Genomic DNA, 15,240 nt, shown 5'->3' with positions numbered 1-15,240 from the left:
CCTAGTGCTCCCCGAGCCAGCTGATGATGTCGCGGATCAGGCCGGGGCCTTCGGGCTCGTTGAGCAGCTCGTGGTACGCGCCGTCGACGATGCGCAGGTGCACGTCCGCGTTGGGGTGAGCGCCGCGGGCGGCGCGCACGAAGTCGCGCGAGCCGCGCAGGTCAACCATGAGGTCCCCGGATCCGTGCATGACCAGGGTCGGGGTGGTGAGGCGGGCGGCGCGCTTGAGGACCTCGTCGCCCTGGAGGATCATGGTCGCGCCTGTCAGGATCGGCACGCCGCCCTTGTAGGTGAGCGGGTCGGCGTCGAAGTCGCGCTGGACCTGCGGGTCGCGCGACAGGGGAGAGACCTCCATCTCGGAGGCTCCCTTCGCCACGACGAGGCCGGGGCTCAGCCTCGCGATCGGCAGGAGTGCGCGGGCACGGGAGGGGGCGACGTGGGGGAGGGGGCGCAGCGCGGGCGCGGACAGAACCGTGCCGCGCAGCCGCGTCGGGTCCAGGATGGTCGATGCGGCCGCGATGAGGCCACCCATTGAGTGTCCGAACAGGAACAGGTCGGGGGTGCGCGCGTGGGCGAGGGTCGCCCGGCGCGCGTCGCCGAAGTCGCGGATGAGGGCGCCCACGTCCACGCGGGCGCGGGGACCCTCGGAGGTCCCGTGGCCCGTGTGGTCGTAGAACGCGACGTCGTATCCGGCGCGGGTGAGCGCGGAGCGCAGGTGGGCGTAGCGTCCGGAGTGCTCGGCGTACCCGTGGGAGAGGAGGACGGTTCCGAAGGGCGTCTCCTCGCCTGTCCGTTCGAACGTGACGTGCATCAGGCGAAGAGCTCCTGCACTCGGGTGATGCCCTCGACGAGGTCGTCGTCGGCCAGGGCGTAGGAGAAGCGCAGGAAGCCGGAGGGGCCGAAGGCCTCGCCGGGCACGGCCGCGACCTCAACCTCGTCGAGGATCAGGTCCGCGAGCTCGCCCGACGTGTTGGCGACGCGGCCGCGGATGTCGCGACCCAGCAGGCGCTCGACGGAGGGGTAGACGTAGAACGCGCCCTTCGGGGTGGGAACGTCGAAGCCGTCGATCTGGCGCAGCATGTCAACGATCGTGCGGCGGCGGCGGTCGAAGGCGACGCGCATCTCGTCCACGGCGTCCAGGGAGCCGGACACGGCGGCGCGCGCGGCCTCCTGGGCGATGTTGTTGACGTTGGAGGTCAGGTGCGACTGGAAGGACAGCGCGGCCTTGATGACGTCGGAGGGGCCGATCATCCAGCCCACTCGCCAGCCGGTCATCGCGTAGGTCTTGGCCACGCCGTTGAGGATCACGGACTGGTCGGCCAGCTCGGGGACGAGCTTGACGATGTGCGCGGTCTGCGCGTCCTCGTAGAGCAGGTGCTCGTAGATCTCATCCGAAATGACCCAGATGCCGTGCTCGAGCGCCCACTGGCCGATCGCGGTCAGTTCCTCGGGTGTGTAGACGCTGCCCGTCGGGTTGGACGGCGAGCACATGAGGAGGACCTTCGTGCGAGGGGTGCGCGCGGCCTCGAGCTGCTCGACGCTCACCTTGTAGTCCTGGTCGGCGCCCGCGAACACCTCGACGGGGGTCGCACCGGCGAGCTTGACGACCTCGGGGTACGTGGTCCAGTAGGGGGTCGGCAGGATGGCCTCGTCGCCGGGGCCCAGCAGCGCGGCGAAGGCCTGGAACACGGCCTGCTTGCCGCCGTTGGTCACGACGATGTCGGCGGGGGAGACCTCGTAGCCGGAGTCGCGCAGGGTCTTTTCCGCGATGGCCTCGCGCAGTGCCGGCAGGCCGGCGGCGGGCGTGTAGCGGTGCATCGCGGGGTTGCGCGCGGCCTTCACGGCGGCCTCGACAATGTAGTCGGGCGTGGCGAAGTCGGGTTCGCCAGCGCCGAAGCCGATCACGGGGCGGCCGGCGGCCTTGAGGGCCTTAGCCTTCGCGTCCACGGCCAAGGTCGCGGACGGCGTGATGGCGTTGAAACGATCAGAGACACGGGTGCGAGGTGTATTGGTCACCCCTCCATGGTCCCACGTCGCGCGCCCGCGCGGGTTTTCGCCCCCGCAATGCGCACGTGGGCTACCTCTCATTTACGAGGCCTTGGTTGAGATTCCGGGGTTTGTGTGGAGATGGGGTCACACTCGGTTGGACAAAGTCGCAGGGTATCCACTAATGTTTCTCAGGCAGGTTTTCCTGCGTAGGGCAGTGGCGCAATTGGTAGCGCACCGGTCTCCAAAACCGGCGGTTGTGGGTTCGAGTCCCGCCTGCCCTGCGGATAAGGCTTATATTTTCGCAGGAGGATTCCCATGGCCGCAGAAAAAGCCTCGGACGTCGAATCCTCGCGCCGAGATCGTACGAAGACGAGCGCAACGCGCAAGCGTGATGACGCCGTCAAGGATCAGAAGAAGAAGCCTGGTTTCTTCGCGGGCATCTTCCTCTTCATCAAGCAGGTCATCGACGAGATGAAGAAGGTGACCTACCCCACCGCTTCGGAAACCTGGACGTACTTCGTTGTCGTCGTTGTGTTTGTCGCCGCAATCATGCTTTTCGCTGGCCTACTCGACTTCGGATTCGGTAAGCTAAGTGCATTGATCTTCGGCTGAGACCGACGAACCCGCCCGCAGGAACCTGCAGGCGGGTTTCTTTCACGGTCCGGCCCCATTTCCAGGAGGAATAGTCGTGAGTGACGACAAGTACACCGAAGACCTGACCGTCGAAACCGAGCTGGATGCCGCCGCGGCGCCCGCCGAAGAGACCGCCGCCGACGCCCCCGCTGAGGTTGAGGCTCCTGAGCAGGAGGCCTCCCAGGACGAGGCCGCCGAGGATGGCGCCCCCGAAGAAGCAGCCCCGGCCTCGCCGGAAGAGGAAGCGATCGCCAAGCTGCGCCGCAAGCTCTACATGTCCCCCGGCGACTGGTACGTCATCCACACCTACTCGGGCCACGAGCGCAAGGTCAAGGCGAACCTTGAGCAGCGCATCACGACGCAGAACATGGAAGATTACATCTTCGCCGTCGAGGTTCCGGACGAGTACGTCATGGAGTACCGCGGCAACGCGAAGAAGCGCGTGCGCCACGTGCGCATCCCCGGCTACGCGATCGTCTGCATGGACTTCAACGAGGCCTCCTACCGCGTCGTGAAGGAAACCCCCGCCGTCACCGGCTTCGTGGGCGACCAGCACAACCCGGTGCCGCTGTCCATCGACGAGGTTGTTATGCTCCTGACGCCCAACGTCCTCGAGGAAGCTGCCGAGGCCGCCAAGGATCAGCCCGCGCCCGTGCAGGCCGTCCAGACCCAGTTCGAGGTCGGCGAGATCGTCACCGTCACCGACGGCCCCTTCGAGACCATGTCGGCCACGATCTCCGAGATTATGCCCGAAACCCAGAAGCTCAAGGTGCTCGTCACCATCTTCGAGCGCGAAACGCCGCTCGAGCTCGGCTTCGACCAGGTGGAGAAGCTCGAGCAGTGATGTCACCCACCCGGACTTGGGAACGAGGCCGGGTTGGAGTTATCATGCATATTTGTGTGCGTTGGGTGCACTGTGCCCACTGAGCCCCAGTGGGTCCGCCCCTGACGCTCCGCCCTGGTCGGCATCCGTCGGCCAGAACTTCAGTAGAAAGACCCGCATTCATGGCAAAGAAGAAGAAGGTCACCGGCCTGATCAAGCTTCAGATCGCGGCCGGTGCAGCCACCCCTGCACCCCCCGTCGGCCCCGCACTGGGCCAGCACGGTGTGAACATCGTCGAGTTCACCAAGGCGTACAACGCGGCCACCGAATCGCAGCGCGGAAACATCATCCCCGTTGAGATCACCGTCTACGAGGACCGTACTTTCACGTTCGTCCTCAAGACCCCGCCCGCCGCTCAGCTCATCAAGAAGGCTGCTGGCGTCCAGAAGGGTTCCGGCACCCCGAACACCGCCAAGGTTGGTTCGATCACCATGGCTCAGGCTCGTGAGATCGGCGAGGCCAAGATGGCCGACCTGAACGCCAACGACGCCGACGCCGCCGCCAAGATCATCGCCGGTACCGCCCGCTCCATGGGCATCACCGTCGAGGACTGACAACAACCAACCCCCCCGTGGTAGGGCAGGCGCTGCCCGACACCCACGACTGCAAGGAGAAGAAGCAGAATGACCAAGCGCTCCAAGAGCTACCGCGCAGCGGCCGAGAAGGTCCACGCGGACGTGCTGTACACCCCCTTCGAGGCCATGAAGCTGGCCAAGGAGACCACCGTCACCAAGTTTGACTCGACCGTTGAGGTCGTCTTCCGACTCGGTGTCGACCCCCGCAAGGCGGACCAGATGGTCCGTGGCACCGTTTCCCTGCCGCACGGCACCGGCAAGACCGCCCGGGTCTTGGTCTTCGCCGTTGGTCCGCGCGCTCAGGAAGCGATCGACGCAGGCGCCGACGAGGTCGGCGGCGACGAGCTCATCGAGAAGGTTGCCAAGGGCTACACCGACTTCGATGTCGCCGTTGCTACCCCCGACCTGATGGGCAAGGTTGGCCGCCTCGGCCGTATCCTCGGCCCCCGTGGCCTCATGCCGAACCCCAAGACCGGCACCGTGACCATGGACGTCGCCAAGGCTGTCAAGGAGATTAAGGGCGGCCGTATCGAGTTCCGCGTCGACAAGCACGCCAACCTGGCGTTCATCGTCGGCAAGGCCTCCTTCACCGCCGAGCAGCTGACCGAGAACTACGCCTCCGTCCTGGACGAGGTGCTGCGTCTCAAGCCGACCTCCGCCAAGGGCCGCTACCTGCTCAAGGGCGCCGTCGCCACGACGATGGGCCCCGGCATCCCCCTGGATGTCACCAAGGTCAAGGACCTCATCGAGAAGTGAGCCTCGCTCGCTGATGAAGCATCCGGGCCCCGCGCAGCACCGCTGCGCGGGGCCCCGCCTTTGTGGGGCTACGGCTCGTCTATCCGGGCCTGAACGTGCGATAAGGGACATAGGTCACATAGTCTGGGCGCTAAATAGGGTACCCTTAATTCGCTTCTATAATCCTATGTTCGTGAAGGGTCACGAAAATGTCTCAGGTTGCGGGTTCGGGCGTCACAAAGGCGCGCTCGGCCGTCACGATTGGTGCTTTCACCGCCGTCTACTTCGTCCTCATGTGGTGCTCGGGAATGCTCGGCTTCTTCGGGCCCGCATTCATGTTTGTCGGCTGGATCGTCGGACTGCTGCTCAACGGATCGGTCGTCATGCTGATGCTGGTGCGTTCGCGCATGTTCGGCACGCTCACGGTCATGGGAGCCATTATCGCTTTCCTGATGGTGGTGACCGGGCACGCGTGGGTGACCATTCCGGTTACCCTGATCCTCGGTTTCCTGGGGGATCTCATCGCGCGCGGTGGCGGTTACGTCAGTGCCCCTCGAAACATCGCCGCATACATGCTGTTCTCCCTGTGGATGATCGGTCCGCTCGCCCCCATTTTCTTCGCTCCGGATCCCTATTACGAGGACGTTGCGTCCCAGATGGGCCAGGACTACGCGAATGCTATGCGTGAGCTCTTTAGCCCCGCCGTTATCGGCGCTTGGGTTGTCGTCGCGATGATCGTCGCGTGCATCGGTGGATTCATCGGGCGCTTCCTGCTGCGCAAGCACTTCGCGAAGGCCGGCGTTGCCTGAGATCTCGCTCGCCGAGGCCGCCCCCGGCGAGGCGACGAGCAAGCTTGATCCGCGTACAAAACTTCTGGCCCTCCTCGTCCTCAATGCGCTCGTCATGCGCGCGAGCCCCACATCCACGCTGCTGGCTGTGCAGCTCCTCGCAGTGCTTGCCCTCGCGTGGGAGGTGAGTGTCACCACCGCAGTGCGCACCGGGCTCGGGTGCCTCGTCTGCGACGCATTCAGCCTCGGCTCGCCCCTCCTCGTCGCGTGGCTTGAGGGCATGGGGTCGCCGCGTGGCGTGGTCCTCGTGATCGGCACGTGCAGCGCGATCGCATTCTGGTTCGCGCGTTTCTTCGCGGGCTTCGGCCTCGCCCTCTACGTGTACCGCACGACGCGGATCGGTCAGATGAAAGCGGCACTGCGTGCGGTTCACCTGCCGCGCGTCTTCGTTGACGCCCTCGCCGTTGCGTTCCGTGTGATCCCTACGGTTGGGGCGGAGGCGGTCGCCATTCGCGAGGCGATGGAGATGCGGGGCGTCGACCTCGGCATACGCGGTATTCTGCGCCACCCCCTCGTGATCGCGGAGCGTTTCCTCGTCCCTCTGCTGTCCTCCATCGCGCGCGTGGCCGACGACCTGGCGGCGTCGAGCGTCATCCGAGGCCTGGGGGGACCCACGCCTCCCACCTCACTGACGCGGCTGCGGGCCAGCGTCTGGGACGCGCTCGCTCTCGTGTGCGTCGCTGGCGTCATTGTCATCGAGCTCTGCGCGTACCTGGGAGTCCTACCGTGATTGATGTTGAATCCCTGTCGTTCTCCTACGTCAGTGAGCTGACGGGAGATCGCGTCGACGCGCTCACCGGAGTCGACTTGTCCGCCGGGCCGGGCACCCTCACCCTCGTGTGTGGCTCCTCCGGCTGTGGAAAGTCGACGCTTATGCGCGCGCTGACCGGCCTCATTCCGCAGATGACGCCGGGGGACCTGTCGGGGACGGTGCGGATCGATGGACGGGATCTCGCCGAGGTCCCCCTCACGGAGGTCGGACACCTGTGCTCGTCGGTCTTCCAGAACCCGCGCACACAGTTCTTTTGTGACACCGTCGCCGAGGAGCTGGCCTTCTGCGGGGAGAACTATGGCCGCGATCGAGAGGCTCTGATCGAGACCAGCACACGTGCCGCCGAGCTCATGGGTATCTCGCACCTAATGGACAGGAAACTGTCGAGCTTGTCGGGTGGGCAGCTCCAAAAAGTAGCACTCGCCTGCGCGCTTGCCTCCGGGGCGCCGGTCCTCCTCGCCGACGAACCGACGTCGAACTTGGACCCCGACGCCATCGCTGACGTGCGTCGCGCTCTCACAATCCTCAAAGAGCAGGGGATGACGATCGTCGTCGTCGAGCACCGCCTTCACTTCCTGCGGGGGCTTGCCGACCAGGTTCTCCTCATGGAGGGAGGGGAGGTGACGCGTGCGTGGAGTGGTGAGGAGTTCTATGCGATGGATGATGCGCTGCGACAGTCGCTCGGACTGCGTTCCCTCGTGGATCCCGGCCCGCCCGAGGCCTGGGTGACCTCCCGGGACTCCGAGAATGAGTCCTCGCCTGATGGGGGAGCGCGCCTGTCCTGCCGGGACCTGAGCTTCTCCTATGGGAAAACTCCCGTGTTCGAGGGGTTTGACGCGGATTTTCCGGCAGGTCAGATCACCTGCATCGCTGGAGAGAACGGCGCCGGGAAAACGACCCTCGTGCGCGTGCTGTGCGGACTGGCCGGCCCCGGTTCCGGGACGATCACCCTGGACGGGCAGGCAACCAATCGTCGACAGCGCCGAGCGGCGTGCGCGCTCGTCATGCAGGACACCGGACGCCAGCTGTTCTCTGACACGCTCGAGGGCGAGCTGACAATCGGCGCGTCGGATGCCAGCGGCGAGGCCGGGGAGAAGCTCCTGGCCGACTTCGACCTCGCTCACCTGGGGGACCGACATCCCCTCAGCCTGTCGGGAGGACAGAAGCAACGCCTCGTCATCGCAGCTGCGCGAGCCACTGGGCGCCGAATCGTCATCCTCGACGAACCTACGTCGGGCGTCGACGCCCGGCACCTCGACTCCATCACCTCCACCCTGCGCCGCATTGCGAACGAAGGCGCGGCCGTCATCGTCGTCACCCACGACGGCGAGTTCGCTTCGGCCTGCGCGGACCAACTCATCACGCTCACTCCGATGGGCGCCAAGCATGCTTGCGAAGGAGACCACCAATGAACGACACCGACGAACGCGAGGACACCACTGCCTCGTCCCCACGTGACCCGCATAGCAACGGATCGCGCATGGAAGACCCGCGCGCGGCTCACCTGGCGGGCCAACGCGCCTTCAAAGAACTGACCGCCCCCATCCGTGGGTCCATGATGGTCGCCCGAGTGCTCGGGTTCCTCTACGGTGCGCTCGCGGTCGCCCCCTACGTCGTTCTCGTCCAGCTCGGGCAGGTGCTGCTGGAGGCGGCCCGCTCGGGTGCCTCGCCTGATCGCGCCGAGGTGATGACACTGCTCATGTGGCTGACCGGTGCCTTTGGCCTTCGATACGGTATCTACTTCGTCGCGCTGGCCGTCACCCACTTCGCGGACGTGCGCTTTGGACACATCGTGCGCTCCCGCATGGTCAGTGTCCTAGCCGCCGCGCCCCTTGCTTGGTTTACCTCCACGAACTCGGGGGCCGTGCGCAAGGCCATCCAGGACGACACACACGACGTACACACGGTCATCGCACACGCGCCCGTCGAATCCGCGGCCGCAATCAGCGCGCCAGTCTCCCTGCTCATCTACGCCTTCGTCGTCGACTGGCGGCTCGGGCTCCTCTCGATCGCGACGCTGCCCCTCTATGGACTCCTCAATGCGTGGATGATGCGAGGCATGGGGGAGAAAACCGCGCAGATGGACCGACACCTCTCGCGCGTCTCGTCGACGATGGTCGAATTCGTGTCCGGCATCAGCGTCGTCAAGGCCTTCGGAACCGTCGGACGCTCACACGAGCGATTCACCCGGGCTGCCGAGGACTTCTCGCGCTTCTACGTCGACTGGTGCGGCCCGCTGCTGAAAGGCTCCGCGCTCGGGCAGGCGACCGTGTCTCCCTCCCTGATCCTGCTCGTCTCGACGGCGGGCGGTTCTGCGCTCGCGGCCTCGGGCATCGTGAGTCCGGTCCAGGTCATCACCTGCGCGCTCATCGCCCTCGTCATCCCGGCGGCCATCGAGGTTTTGGGGACGACGACGTGGGCCTACCAGATCGCCGGGGCCGCAGCGCTGCGAATCGTGGACCTGCTCTCCGTGGATCCGCTGCCCGCCGAAGGGAGTTCAGTGCCGACGGGAGCCGACATCAACATTGATGGCGTCTCCTTCTCCTACGGAGAGACCCTCGCGCTGGATGACGTGAGCCTGACGATCCCCGAGGGATCGGTGACCGCCCTCGTGGGTTCCTCCGGCTCGGGAAAATCGACGCTCGCGACGCTGGTCGCGCGCTTCGCCGACCCGGAGCGTGGGAGCGTGCGCATTGGTGGTGTTGATGCTCGCGACATTGCCCCCGACGTTCTCTACCGCCACGTCTCCTTCGTCCTCCAGGACCCGCAGCTCCTTGACATCTCCGTGCGCGACAACATCGCGCTGGGGGTTCCGGGCGCCAGCGACGAAGAGGTGTGGGCGGCCGCCGGGGCCGCGCGCATCGACGACTACCTGCGCTCCCTGCCCCGAGGCCTCGACGCCGTCATCGGAGAGGACGCCCACCCCTCCGGTGGCCAGGCGCAGCGCATAGCGATTGCGCGCGCCCTCCTCGTTGATGCCCCCATCCTCGTCCTGGATGAGGCCACCGCCTTTACCGACCCGGAAGCCGAGGCCGATATTCAGGAAGCCCTCACCCGCCTCGTTCAAGGAAAGACGGTCCTGGTCATCGCACACCGCGCCGCATCCATCGCCGGCGTTGACCAGATCGCCATCCTCGACGCTGGTCGTCTCATCGCGCTGGGCACGCCCGACCAGCTCGCCGATCATCCCTACATGCGTCGCATGAGCGCGCCCGCGAAAGGACACTGACATGCTCGACCTCATCCCCCGGCTGCGCGAACCCCTCTCCGAGCAGGGACGAGCCGACTTCGTTCAAGCAACCGTGCTGTCCTGTGTCGTCGGAGCGGTGCGCGGCGTCTCCCTGGTCGCCTTCATCCCGGCTGCGATTGCCCTGACCTCGGGCGCGCCCGCGTGGGGTATGCGCCTGGGATCGTGGCTCGTTGTGCTCGCTCTGTGCGCCCTTACCTCCTTTGTCGTCGAGTACCTGCTCGCCATGCGCTCCTACTCGGTGGCCTTCGACTTCCTGTCGAACATGCACCGTGCGATCGGCGACAAGGTGGCGTCCCTGCCGCTCGGGTCCTTCCGCGCGGACACGGCCGGAAAGACGTCGCGCCTCGTCTCGCGCGAGCTCATGGTTCTGGGTGAAATCTTCGCGCACATGTATTCGCCCCTCATCGCCGCGATTGTCACCTCGGCGACGATGCTCGTCGGCATCACCGTGTTTTCGCCGGTCCTCGGACTGGTGTGCGTGGCAGCGATCCCGGTCATCGGCGGGGGAGTGTGGGTGGCACGTCGATGCCTGCAGTCGGGGGCCGCCCTCAAGGAACCGCCCGCCCGCGAGCTGTCCCACCGCATCGTCGAATACGCGACCAAGCAGGGCGCCCTGCGCGCGTGCGGGCGCTCCGCCTCCTACGAGCCCCTCCAGCGGGCCGAAGACGCCTACGGGGTGGCCGCGCGACGCTCACTCATGAGGGAGACGGTTGGCCAGATCGTCAACGGCATGGCCGCCCAGACGGTCGTCGTGACGCTCATCTGCGCGATTGGCTGGCTGTCGGTCGCTGGGACCGTCGGCCCGGTGGAGGCAGTCGTGTCCATCGGCCTGCTGCTGCGCTTTACGCAGATCCTTGTCGACATCGGGACGCTCACCTCCGCGTTCGAAACCCGGCGCCCCGTCCTGGACCTCAGCCACGAGATCCTCTCCGCACCCGAACTGCCCGCCCCCAAGGGCGTGCGACGCGCGGACGAGGCCCCGGCCTCGTCGGGCGCGTCTGTTGCCCTCGAGGACGTCTCCTTCTCCTACGAGGCCGACCGCCCGGTCCTGCAAGGCGTTTCCTTCCGCGTGGACCCCGGAACCATGACCGCGATCGTGGGCCCCTCGGGCTGTGGCAAGACCACCATCGCACGCCTCATCGCACGCTTCTACGACGTGGATGCGGGCAGCGTCCGCGTGGGAGCTGGCGACGTGCGCGATTGGGAGACCGCCGACCTCATGGCGCAGCTGTCCCTCGTCTTCCAGGACGTCTACCTCTTCGATGACACTCTCGAGGCCAACGTACGTGTCGGCAACCCCGACGCTACCCGGGCGGACATTGAGGAAGCGGCCCGCCTGAGCGGAGTCGACGAGATCGTCGAACGCCTGCCGCTCGGCTGGGACACCCCCGTCGGGGAGGGAGGCCGCGCGCTGTCCGGAGGAGAGCGTCAACGCGTCTCCATAGCGCGAGCCCTCCTGAAAGCCGCGCCCGTCGTCCTCTTCGACGAGGCCACGAGCGCCCTCGACCCCGAGAACGAATCACGCATCACCGACGCCATGGCCGCCCTGCGACGCGACGCGACACTCATCGTCATCGCCCACAAGCTCGACACGATCACGGCAGCCGACCAGATCGTCGTCCTCGACGAGGGCGGCCGCGTCGCACAGATCGGTACGCACGCAGAGCTCTACTCGCAGGCGGACGGCCAGTACCGGGCCTTCTGGGACGCGCGCTCGCGGGCATCGGGGTGGACGCTCGTCTGACGGCTATCACGCCGCGAGGCCGGGGCCCCAATGCGCATCTCCGGACGGCGAGCTCATGTGTCGTGTTCACACATCCAGCACGCGAACACCGGCCCAGCCAGGTGCATCCCTCCCGGGGCGCCCCGCAAGCCCGCCCCGGCCTCGCGCATCTGCCCAGCGGCGGACTGAGCGCGCGGCCGGCCCCGGCCTCGTCTGTGAAACGCGCCGCCATGCTTGCGTGCGCCTGCCCGCCCTGTTAAGCTGATCCGTGCCGAAGACCGTTGGTGTCCACGCTAGTGGAGGAAAATCCAACGCAGGTGAGTGAGCAGCCCAGCTGCAACCGAGCGTACGCCCGACACGAACCTGCGTGTCGGGTTTTTTCTTACCCACGGTCACGTATCTGGAAGGAGGACCATGGCGAAGTCCGACAAGGTGGCAGCAGTTGCCGAGCTCGTGGAGCGTTTCCGCGCAGCCGACGCTGTCCTGCTGACCGAGTACCGCGGCCTGACCGTTGGCCAGCTCAAGCAGCTGCGTCGCGGCCTGGGCGAGAACGCGACCTACGCCGTGGCAAAGAACACGCTGGCGCGCCTGGCGGCCAAGGAGGTCGGCCTCGACTTCCTGGCTGAGGACCTCAAGGGTCCCACGGCCATCGCTTTCGTCTCCGGCGAGCCCGTTGAGGCCGCCAAGACCCTGCGTGATTTTGCTAAGGACAACCCCGCCCTCGTGCTGAAGTCCGGCGCGATGGACGGCGCTCCCCTGAGCGCCGAGGGTGTCAAGAAGCTTGCCGATCTCGAGTCCCGCGAGGTCCTGCTGGCCAAGGCCGCAGGCGTCCTCAAGGCCAAGATTGGTCAGGCGGCGTTCGCATTCAACGCTCTGCCCGTCAAGGCAGTGCGCACCATCGATGCTCTGCGCGAAAAGCAGAGCGAGGCGGCCTGACGAGACAGGCCATGTTCCACGCCGCCACCGGCTGCGTGAAACAAACCAACAATCTGCACTCGTGCAGGCCAATTAGGAAGGATGCCACTCATGGCTAAGCTCTCCAATGACGAGCTCATCGCAGCTTTCAAGGAAATGACCCTCATCGAGCTCTCCGACTTCGTGAAGCTCTTCGAGGAGACCTTCGACGTTGAGGCCGCTGCCCCCGCAGCCGTCGCCGTTGCCGCCCCGGCCGCCGACGCCCCCGCCGAGGAAGAGAAGGACGAGTTCGAGGTCGTCCTCGAGTCCGCCGGTGACAAGAAGATCGCCGTCGTCAAGGTCGTCAAGAACCTGGCCGGCCTGGGCCTCAAGGAAGCCAAGGACCTGGTTGACTCCGCGCCCTCCACCATCTTCCCCTCCGCGAAGAAGGAAGACGCCGAGAAGGCCAAGGCTGAGATCGAAGCGGCCGGCGGCAAGGTCACCCTTAAGTGACTTTCCCCGTCTGACTCGTTCAGACTCTTCCACCCGACTGGGTGGGCGAACCCCGTCCCGCATCTGCGGGGCGGGGTTTCCGCGTGTTCGAGCCGGACTGCTTGGTGCGCCCGTGGGCGGCGGCCCGCCCGCTCGCCGTCCGCGCCGCGAGCCTTCGGCTCGGCGCGTCGTCTCGAAGCCCGGCCAGGCCCCGCCGCCGCCCACGGGCACCGCGGCCAGGTTCTCCGGACTCTCCGGCTCCCTCCACACCGTCGGTGCTTGTGTCGCCTCGAAGCCCGGCCAGGCCCCGCCACCGCCCACGGGCACCGCAGCCAGGTTCTCCGGACTCTCCGGCGCCATGGTAGGTCCCTCTGGCGCCCTTGCCTTCCTGTTTTGTTGCTTGTGGTGCCGCTGGTGTTCCGGGCGCCGCGTGGCCTGTCTCGTGGGCCGGGCTGCTTGGTGCGCCCGTGGGCGGCGGCCCGCCCGCTCGCCGTCCGCGCCGCGAGCTTCGCTCGGCGCGTCGCCTCGAAGCCCGGCCAGGCCCTCCCACAACACCTGTGGCCTACCCCCAACCAACACGTTTTGTCCTAGAACCCTGGTCTTCTAGCACCTATACTCAGTAAACTCGCACGTAATTCCCCTGCGGCTCCTTCAAACATTGCATTTGCATCGTTGGAATTGCAACGTTTTCCCGCGGTCTCGAAAAATTACCGTCTTAAATTATGTGCGAAATTTGTCTGGGCCCGGCCTGCCATCGCCCGCCGTCATCGCGGCCAAGCCCTACCACAACACCTGGGACTAACCCCAGCAACACGAAATGTCCTATAACCCGGCCCCGCCGCCACCCACGGGCACCGCAGCCAGGCTCTCCGGTCTCTCCGGTGGCCTCCGCACCGGTGGTGATGGGGGTTTGGCAGCATGAGGAGCTGTCTGTCAGCGTGCAGGCGGCGTGTCGCGGTTCTCGTGGTGCGATTCCCCCCAATTGGCGGCGGTCAGCCCGCGACTTGAGGCGGTGTAGTCATCAAACTGCAGACCCATTGCGTGAAGGTCCCCAAAGTCGGCCACCGTGGCTGAATCCAGCTGCGTATGTGGATAGGTTGTTACTATCTGGATAGGTTATGAGCATCTGGATAGCTTATTAACCTATCCGGATCGTCGTAACCTATCCGGATCGTCGTAACCTATCCGGATCGCCAGCTGCCAGGTCAGCGGCATCCACGTGGCCGATCGGCGGGCCCGCGTTCTTTCGCGTGTTCTTCCATGTGGCCACGACACGGAAACTCTCTTCCGTTTGACCATGACGCTGCGTCAGGGTTCAGAATCGGTCTCATGAGCAACGACAGCACTCTCTACACCGTCGGCGACGTTGCGCGGCGTTTCGCGGTGACGGTCCGTACCTTGCGCCACTGGGAGGCGCTGGGGCTCCTCTCACCCGCGCAGCGCAGCTGGTCGAACTATCGCCTGTACTCGGCTGGGGACTGCGCGCGCGTCCAGAGGATCATCATCTACCGGGCGACGGGGATGAAACTCATCGACATTAAGTCTCTGCTCGATTCTGGAGACACGGCAGTCGAACACCTGAAGAGGCAAAGAGAAAGGCTTGTTGCTCACCGTCGCGAGACGGCGGCAGGCCTCGTCGCTGCCCATCGTCATGCCCTGAGCGAGTTCTTTCCCGTCACCCCCGCCAAGCACTACCTGATCTCGCGCGCGTACATCACTGACGAGCGATTCCGCTCGCATTACGACGCGCAGCAGGAAGGCTTCGCCCAGTGGCTTGCGGATGCGATCGCGCACGTGGCGCGCGCTAGCGGCGTCGACACGGATAATCCAGTCTGGGAGTGACGCGCTGGTGACGAGGGCTTTGGCGGGGTGCGTCGGTGTCGTGGCCGTCAGCCAGTCCTTGGGGCAGCGCGGTTCAGGTGCTGCCGGGTCCGCGCGGGAAGCCCACGCGGATAGGATCTGCACACGCGGATAGGTTACGAACATGCGGATAGGCTCATAAGCTATCCGTAAGCGGCTAACCTATCCGCAAGCGCGTTACCTATCCGCATGCGCACGCCCCGTCGCCGTCGGCCCGGGGCAATTCCCGGAGGCGCTCCGCGAGGGGGCGCCTGAACTCCGAGCCAGCCGTGGCCTCGAACATGAGGCGTGACGCGGTGCATACTCAAGATGGCGTCTTCTGGCTTGCCAGCTTCGTAGGCGCCCTGCTAATATCTTCTCTTGTCGCAATCCTGCGTAGCTCAACGGCAGAGCATCCGACTGTTAATCGGACGGTTACTGGTTCGAATCCAGTCGCAGGAGCAGACGCCCCGAGTCCTCACAGACTCGGGGCTTTTTGTTGATATGCGTGATGAGATCGGGGGCGCTAGGCATGCCGGAGTGGCTGGGGACCCTCGTCATGGTGTTGTTGATTAGCGCGTGCCTTTTCGGGGTTAAGGGTCAAAAT

At 65.9% G+C, this 15,240-nt stretch carries 14 protein-coding genes and 2 tRNA genes; 14 read left to right on the top strand and 2 right to left on the bottom strand.

Features of this window, described 5'->3' with window-relative positions; all coding sequences use genetic code 11:
- Position 1: 1 nt before the first annotated feature.
- The gene (locus O3669_RS09290) at positions 2-811 is read right to left on the bottom strand and encodes a lysophospholipase (RefSeq protein ID WP_371524478.1); all 810 of its coding nucleotides are present in this window, start codon (positions 809-811) and stop codon (positions 2-4) included.
- Entirely contained in the window at positions 811-2,016 is a 1,206-nt protein-coding gene (locus O3669_RS09285; protein WP_371524477.1) for a pyridoxal phosphate-dependent aminotransferase, read from the bottom strand. Before O3669_RS09285 ends, O3669_RS09290 begins: the two co-directional genes overlap by 1 nt.
- 181 nt (positions 2,017-2,197) lie before the next feature.
- Between O3669_RS09285 and O3669_RS09280 the strand changes: the two genes are divergently transcribed.
- From O3669_RS09280 to O3669_RS09215, 14 genes are all read left to right on the top strand, one after another.
- A tRNA-Trp gene (locus tag O3669_RS09280) sits at positions 2,198-2,270 on the top strand.
- Between the two features lie 34 nt (positions 2,271-2,304).
- Positions 2,305-2,601: a preprotein translocase subunit SecE gene (gene secE / locus O3669_RS09275; RefSeq protein WP_295921235.1), complete on the top strand. Its 297-nt coding sequence runs from the start codon at positions 2,305-2,307 to the stop codon at positions 2,599-2,601.
- A gap of 76 nt (positions 2,602-2,677) precedes the next feature.
- On the top strand, positions 2,678-3,466 hold the full coding sequence (nusG, locus tag O3669_RS09270; protein ID WP_371524476.1) for a transcription termination/antitermination protein NusG: 789 nt from the start codon (positions 2,678-2,680) through the stop codon (positions 3,464-3,466).
- Between the two features lie 161 nt (positions 3,467-3,627).
- Positions 3,628-4,059, top strand: coding sequence for a 50S ribosomal protein L11 (gene rplK / locus O3669_RS09265; protein ID WP_371524475.1), 432 nt, complete (start codon positions 3,628-3,630; stop codon positions 4,057-4,059).
- 69 nt (positions 4,060-4,128) lie between these two features.
- The gene (gene rplA, locus O3669_RS09260; RefSeq protein ID WP_371524474.1) at positions 4,129-4,836 is read left to right on the top strand and encodes a 50S ribosomal protein L1; all 708 of its coding nucleotides are present in this window, start codon (positions 4,129-4,131) and stop codon (positions 4,834-4,836) included.
- A 188-nt stretch (positions 4,837-5,024) separates the two neighbouring features.
- Entirely contained in the window at positions 5,025-5,624 is a 600-nt protein-coding gene (locus tag O3669_RS09255; RefSeq protein ID WP_371524473.1) for an MptD family putative ECF transporter S component, read from the top strand.
- Positions 5,617-6,393, top strand: coding sequence for an energy-coupling factor transporter transmembrane component T (locus O3669_RS09250; RefSeq protein WP_371524472.1), 777 nt, complete (start codon positions 5,617-5,619; stop codon positions 6,391-6,393). The genes O3669_RS09255 and O3669_RS09250 overlap by 8 nt, the downstream gene beginning before the upstream one ends.
- Positions 6,390-7,847: an ABC transporter ATP-binding protein gene (locus O3669_RS09245; protein WP_371524471.1), complete on the top strand. Its 1,458-nt coding sequence runs from the start codon at positions 6,390-6,392 to the stop codon at positions 7,845-7,847. The genes O3669_RS09250 and O3669_RS09245 overlap by 4 nt, the downstream gene beginning before the upstream one ends.
- Positions 7,844-9,664: an ABC transporter ATP-binding protein gene (locus O3669_RS09240; RefSeq protein ID WP_371524470.1), complete on the top strand. Its 1,821-nt coding sequence runs from the start codon at positions 7,844-7,846 to the stop codon at positions 9,662-9,664. Before O3669_RS09245 ends, O3669_RS09240 begins: the two co-directional genes overlap by 4 nt.
- A gap of 1 nt (position 9,665) precedes the next feature.
- A complete protein-coding gene (locus tag O3669_RS09235) occupies positions 9,666-11,429 on the top strand; it encodes an ABC transporter ATP-binding protein (protein ID WP_371524469.1) in 1,764 nt (587 codons plus the stop codon).
- Between the two features lie 393 nt (positions 11,430-11,822).
- Positions 11,823-12,344, top strand: a complete 522-nt coding sequence (gene rplJ, locus O3669_RS09230; RefSeq protein ID WP_009057834.1) for a 50S ribosomal protein L10 — start codon at positions 11,823-11,825, stop codon at positions 12,342-12,344.
- A gap of 90 nt (positions 12,345-12,434) precedes the next feature.
- Positions 12,435-12,815 carry a 50S ribosomal protein L7/L12 gene (rplL, locus tag O3669_RS09225; RefSeq protein WP_296532166.1) on the top strand — a complete coding sequence of 127 codons (381 nt, stop codon included), beginning with the start codon at positions 12,435-12,437 and terminating at the stop codon, positions 12,813-12,815.
- 1,308 nt (positions 12,816-14,123) lie between these two features.
- Complete coding sequence (locus O3669_RS09220) at positions 14,124-14,636, top strand: MerR family transcriptional regulator (protein WP_371524468.1); 513 nt, start codon at positions 14,124-14,126, stop codon at positions 14,634-14,636.
- A gap of 387 nt (positions 14,637-15,023) precedes the next feature.
- Positions 15,024-15,095, top strand: a tRNA-Asn gene (locus tag O3669_RS09215).
- Positions 15,096-15,240 lie beyond the last annotated feature (145 nt).

The organism is Pauljensenia sp. 20925_1_34 (assembly GCF_041432775.1).
Lineage (GTDB): Bacteria > Actinomycetota > Actinomycetes > Actinomycetales > Actinomycetaceae > Pauljensenia.
The sequence above is the reverse complement of the archived record's forward strand: the minus strand, read 5'-3'. Positions and strand labels throughout refer to the sequence as shown.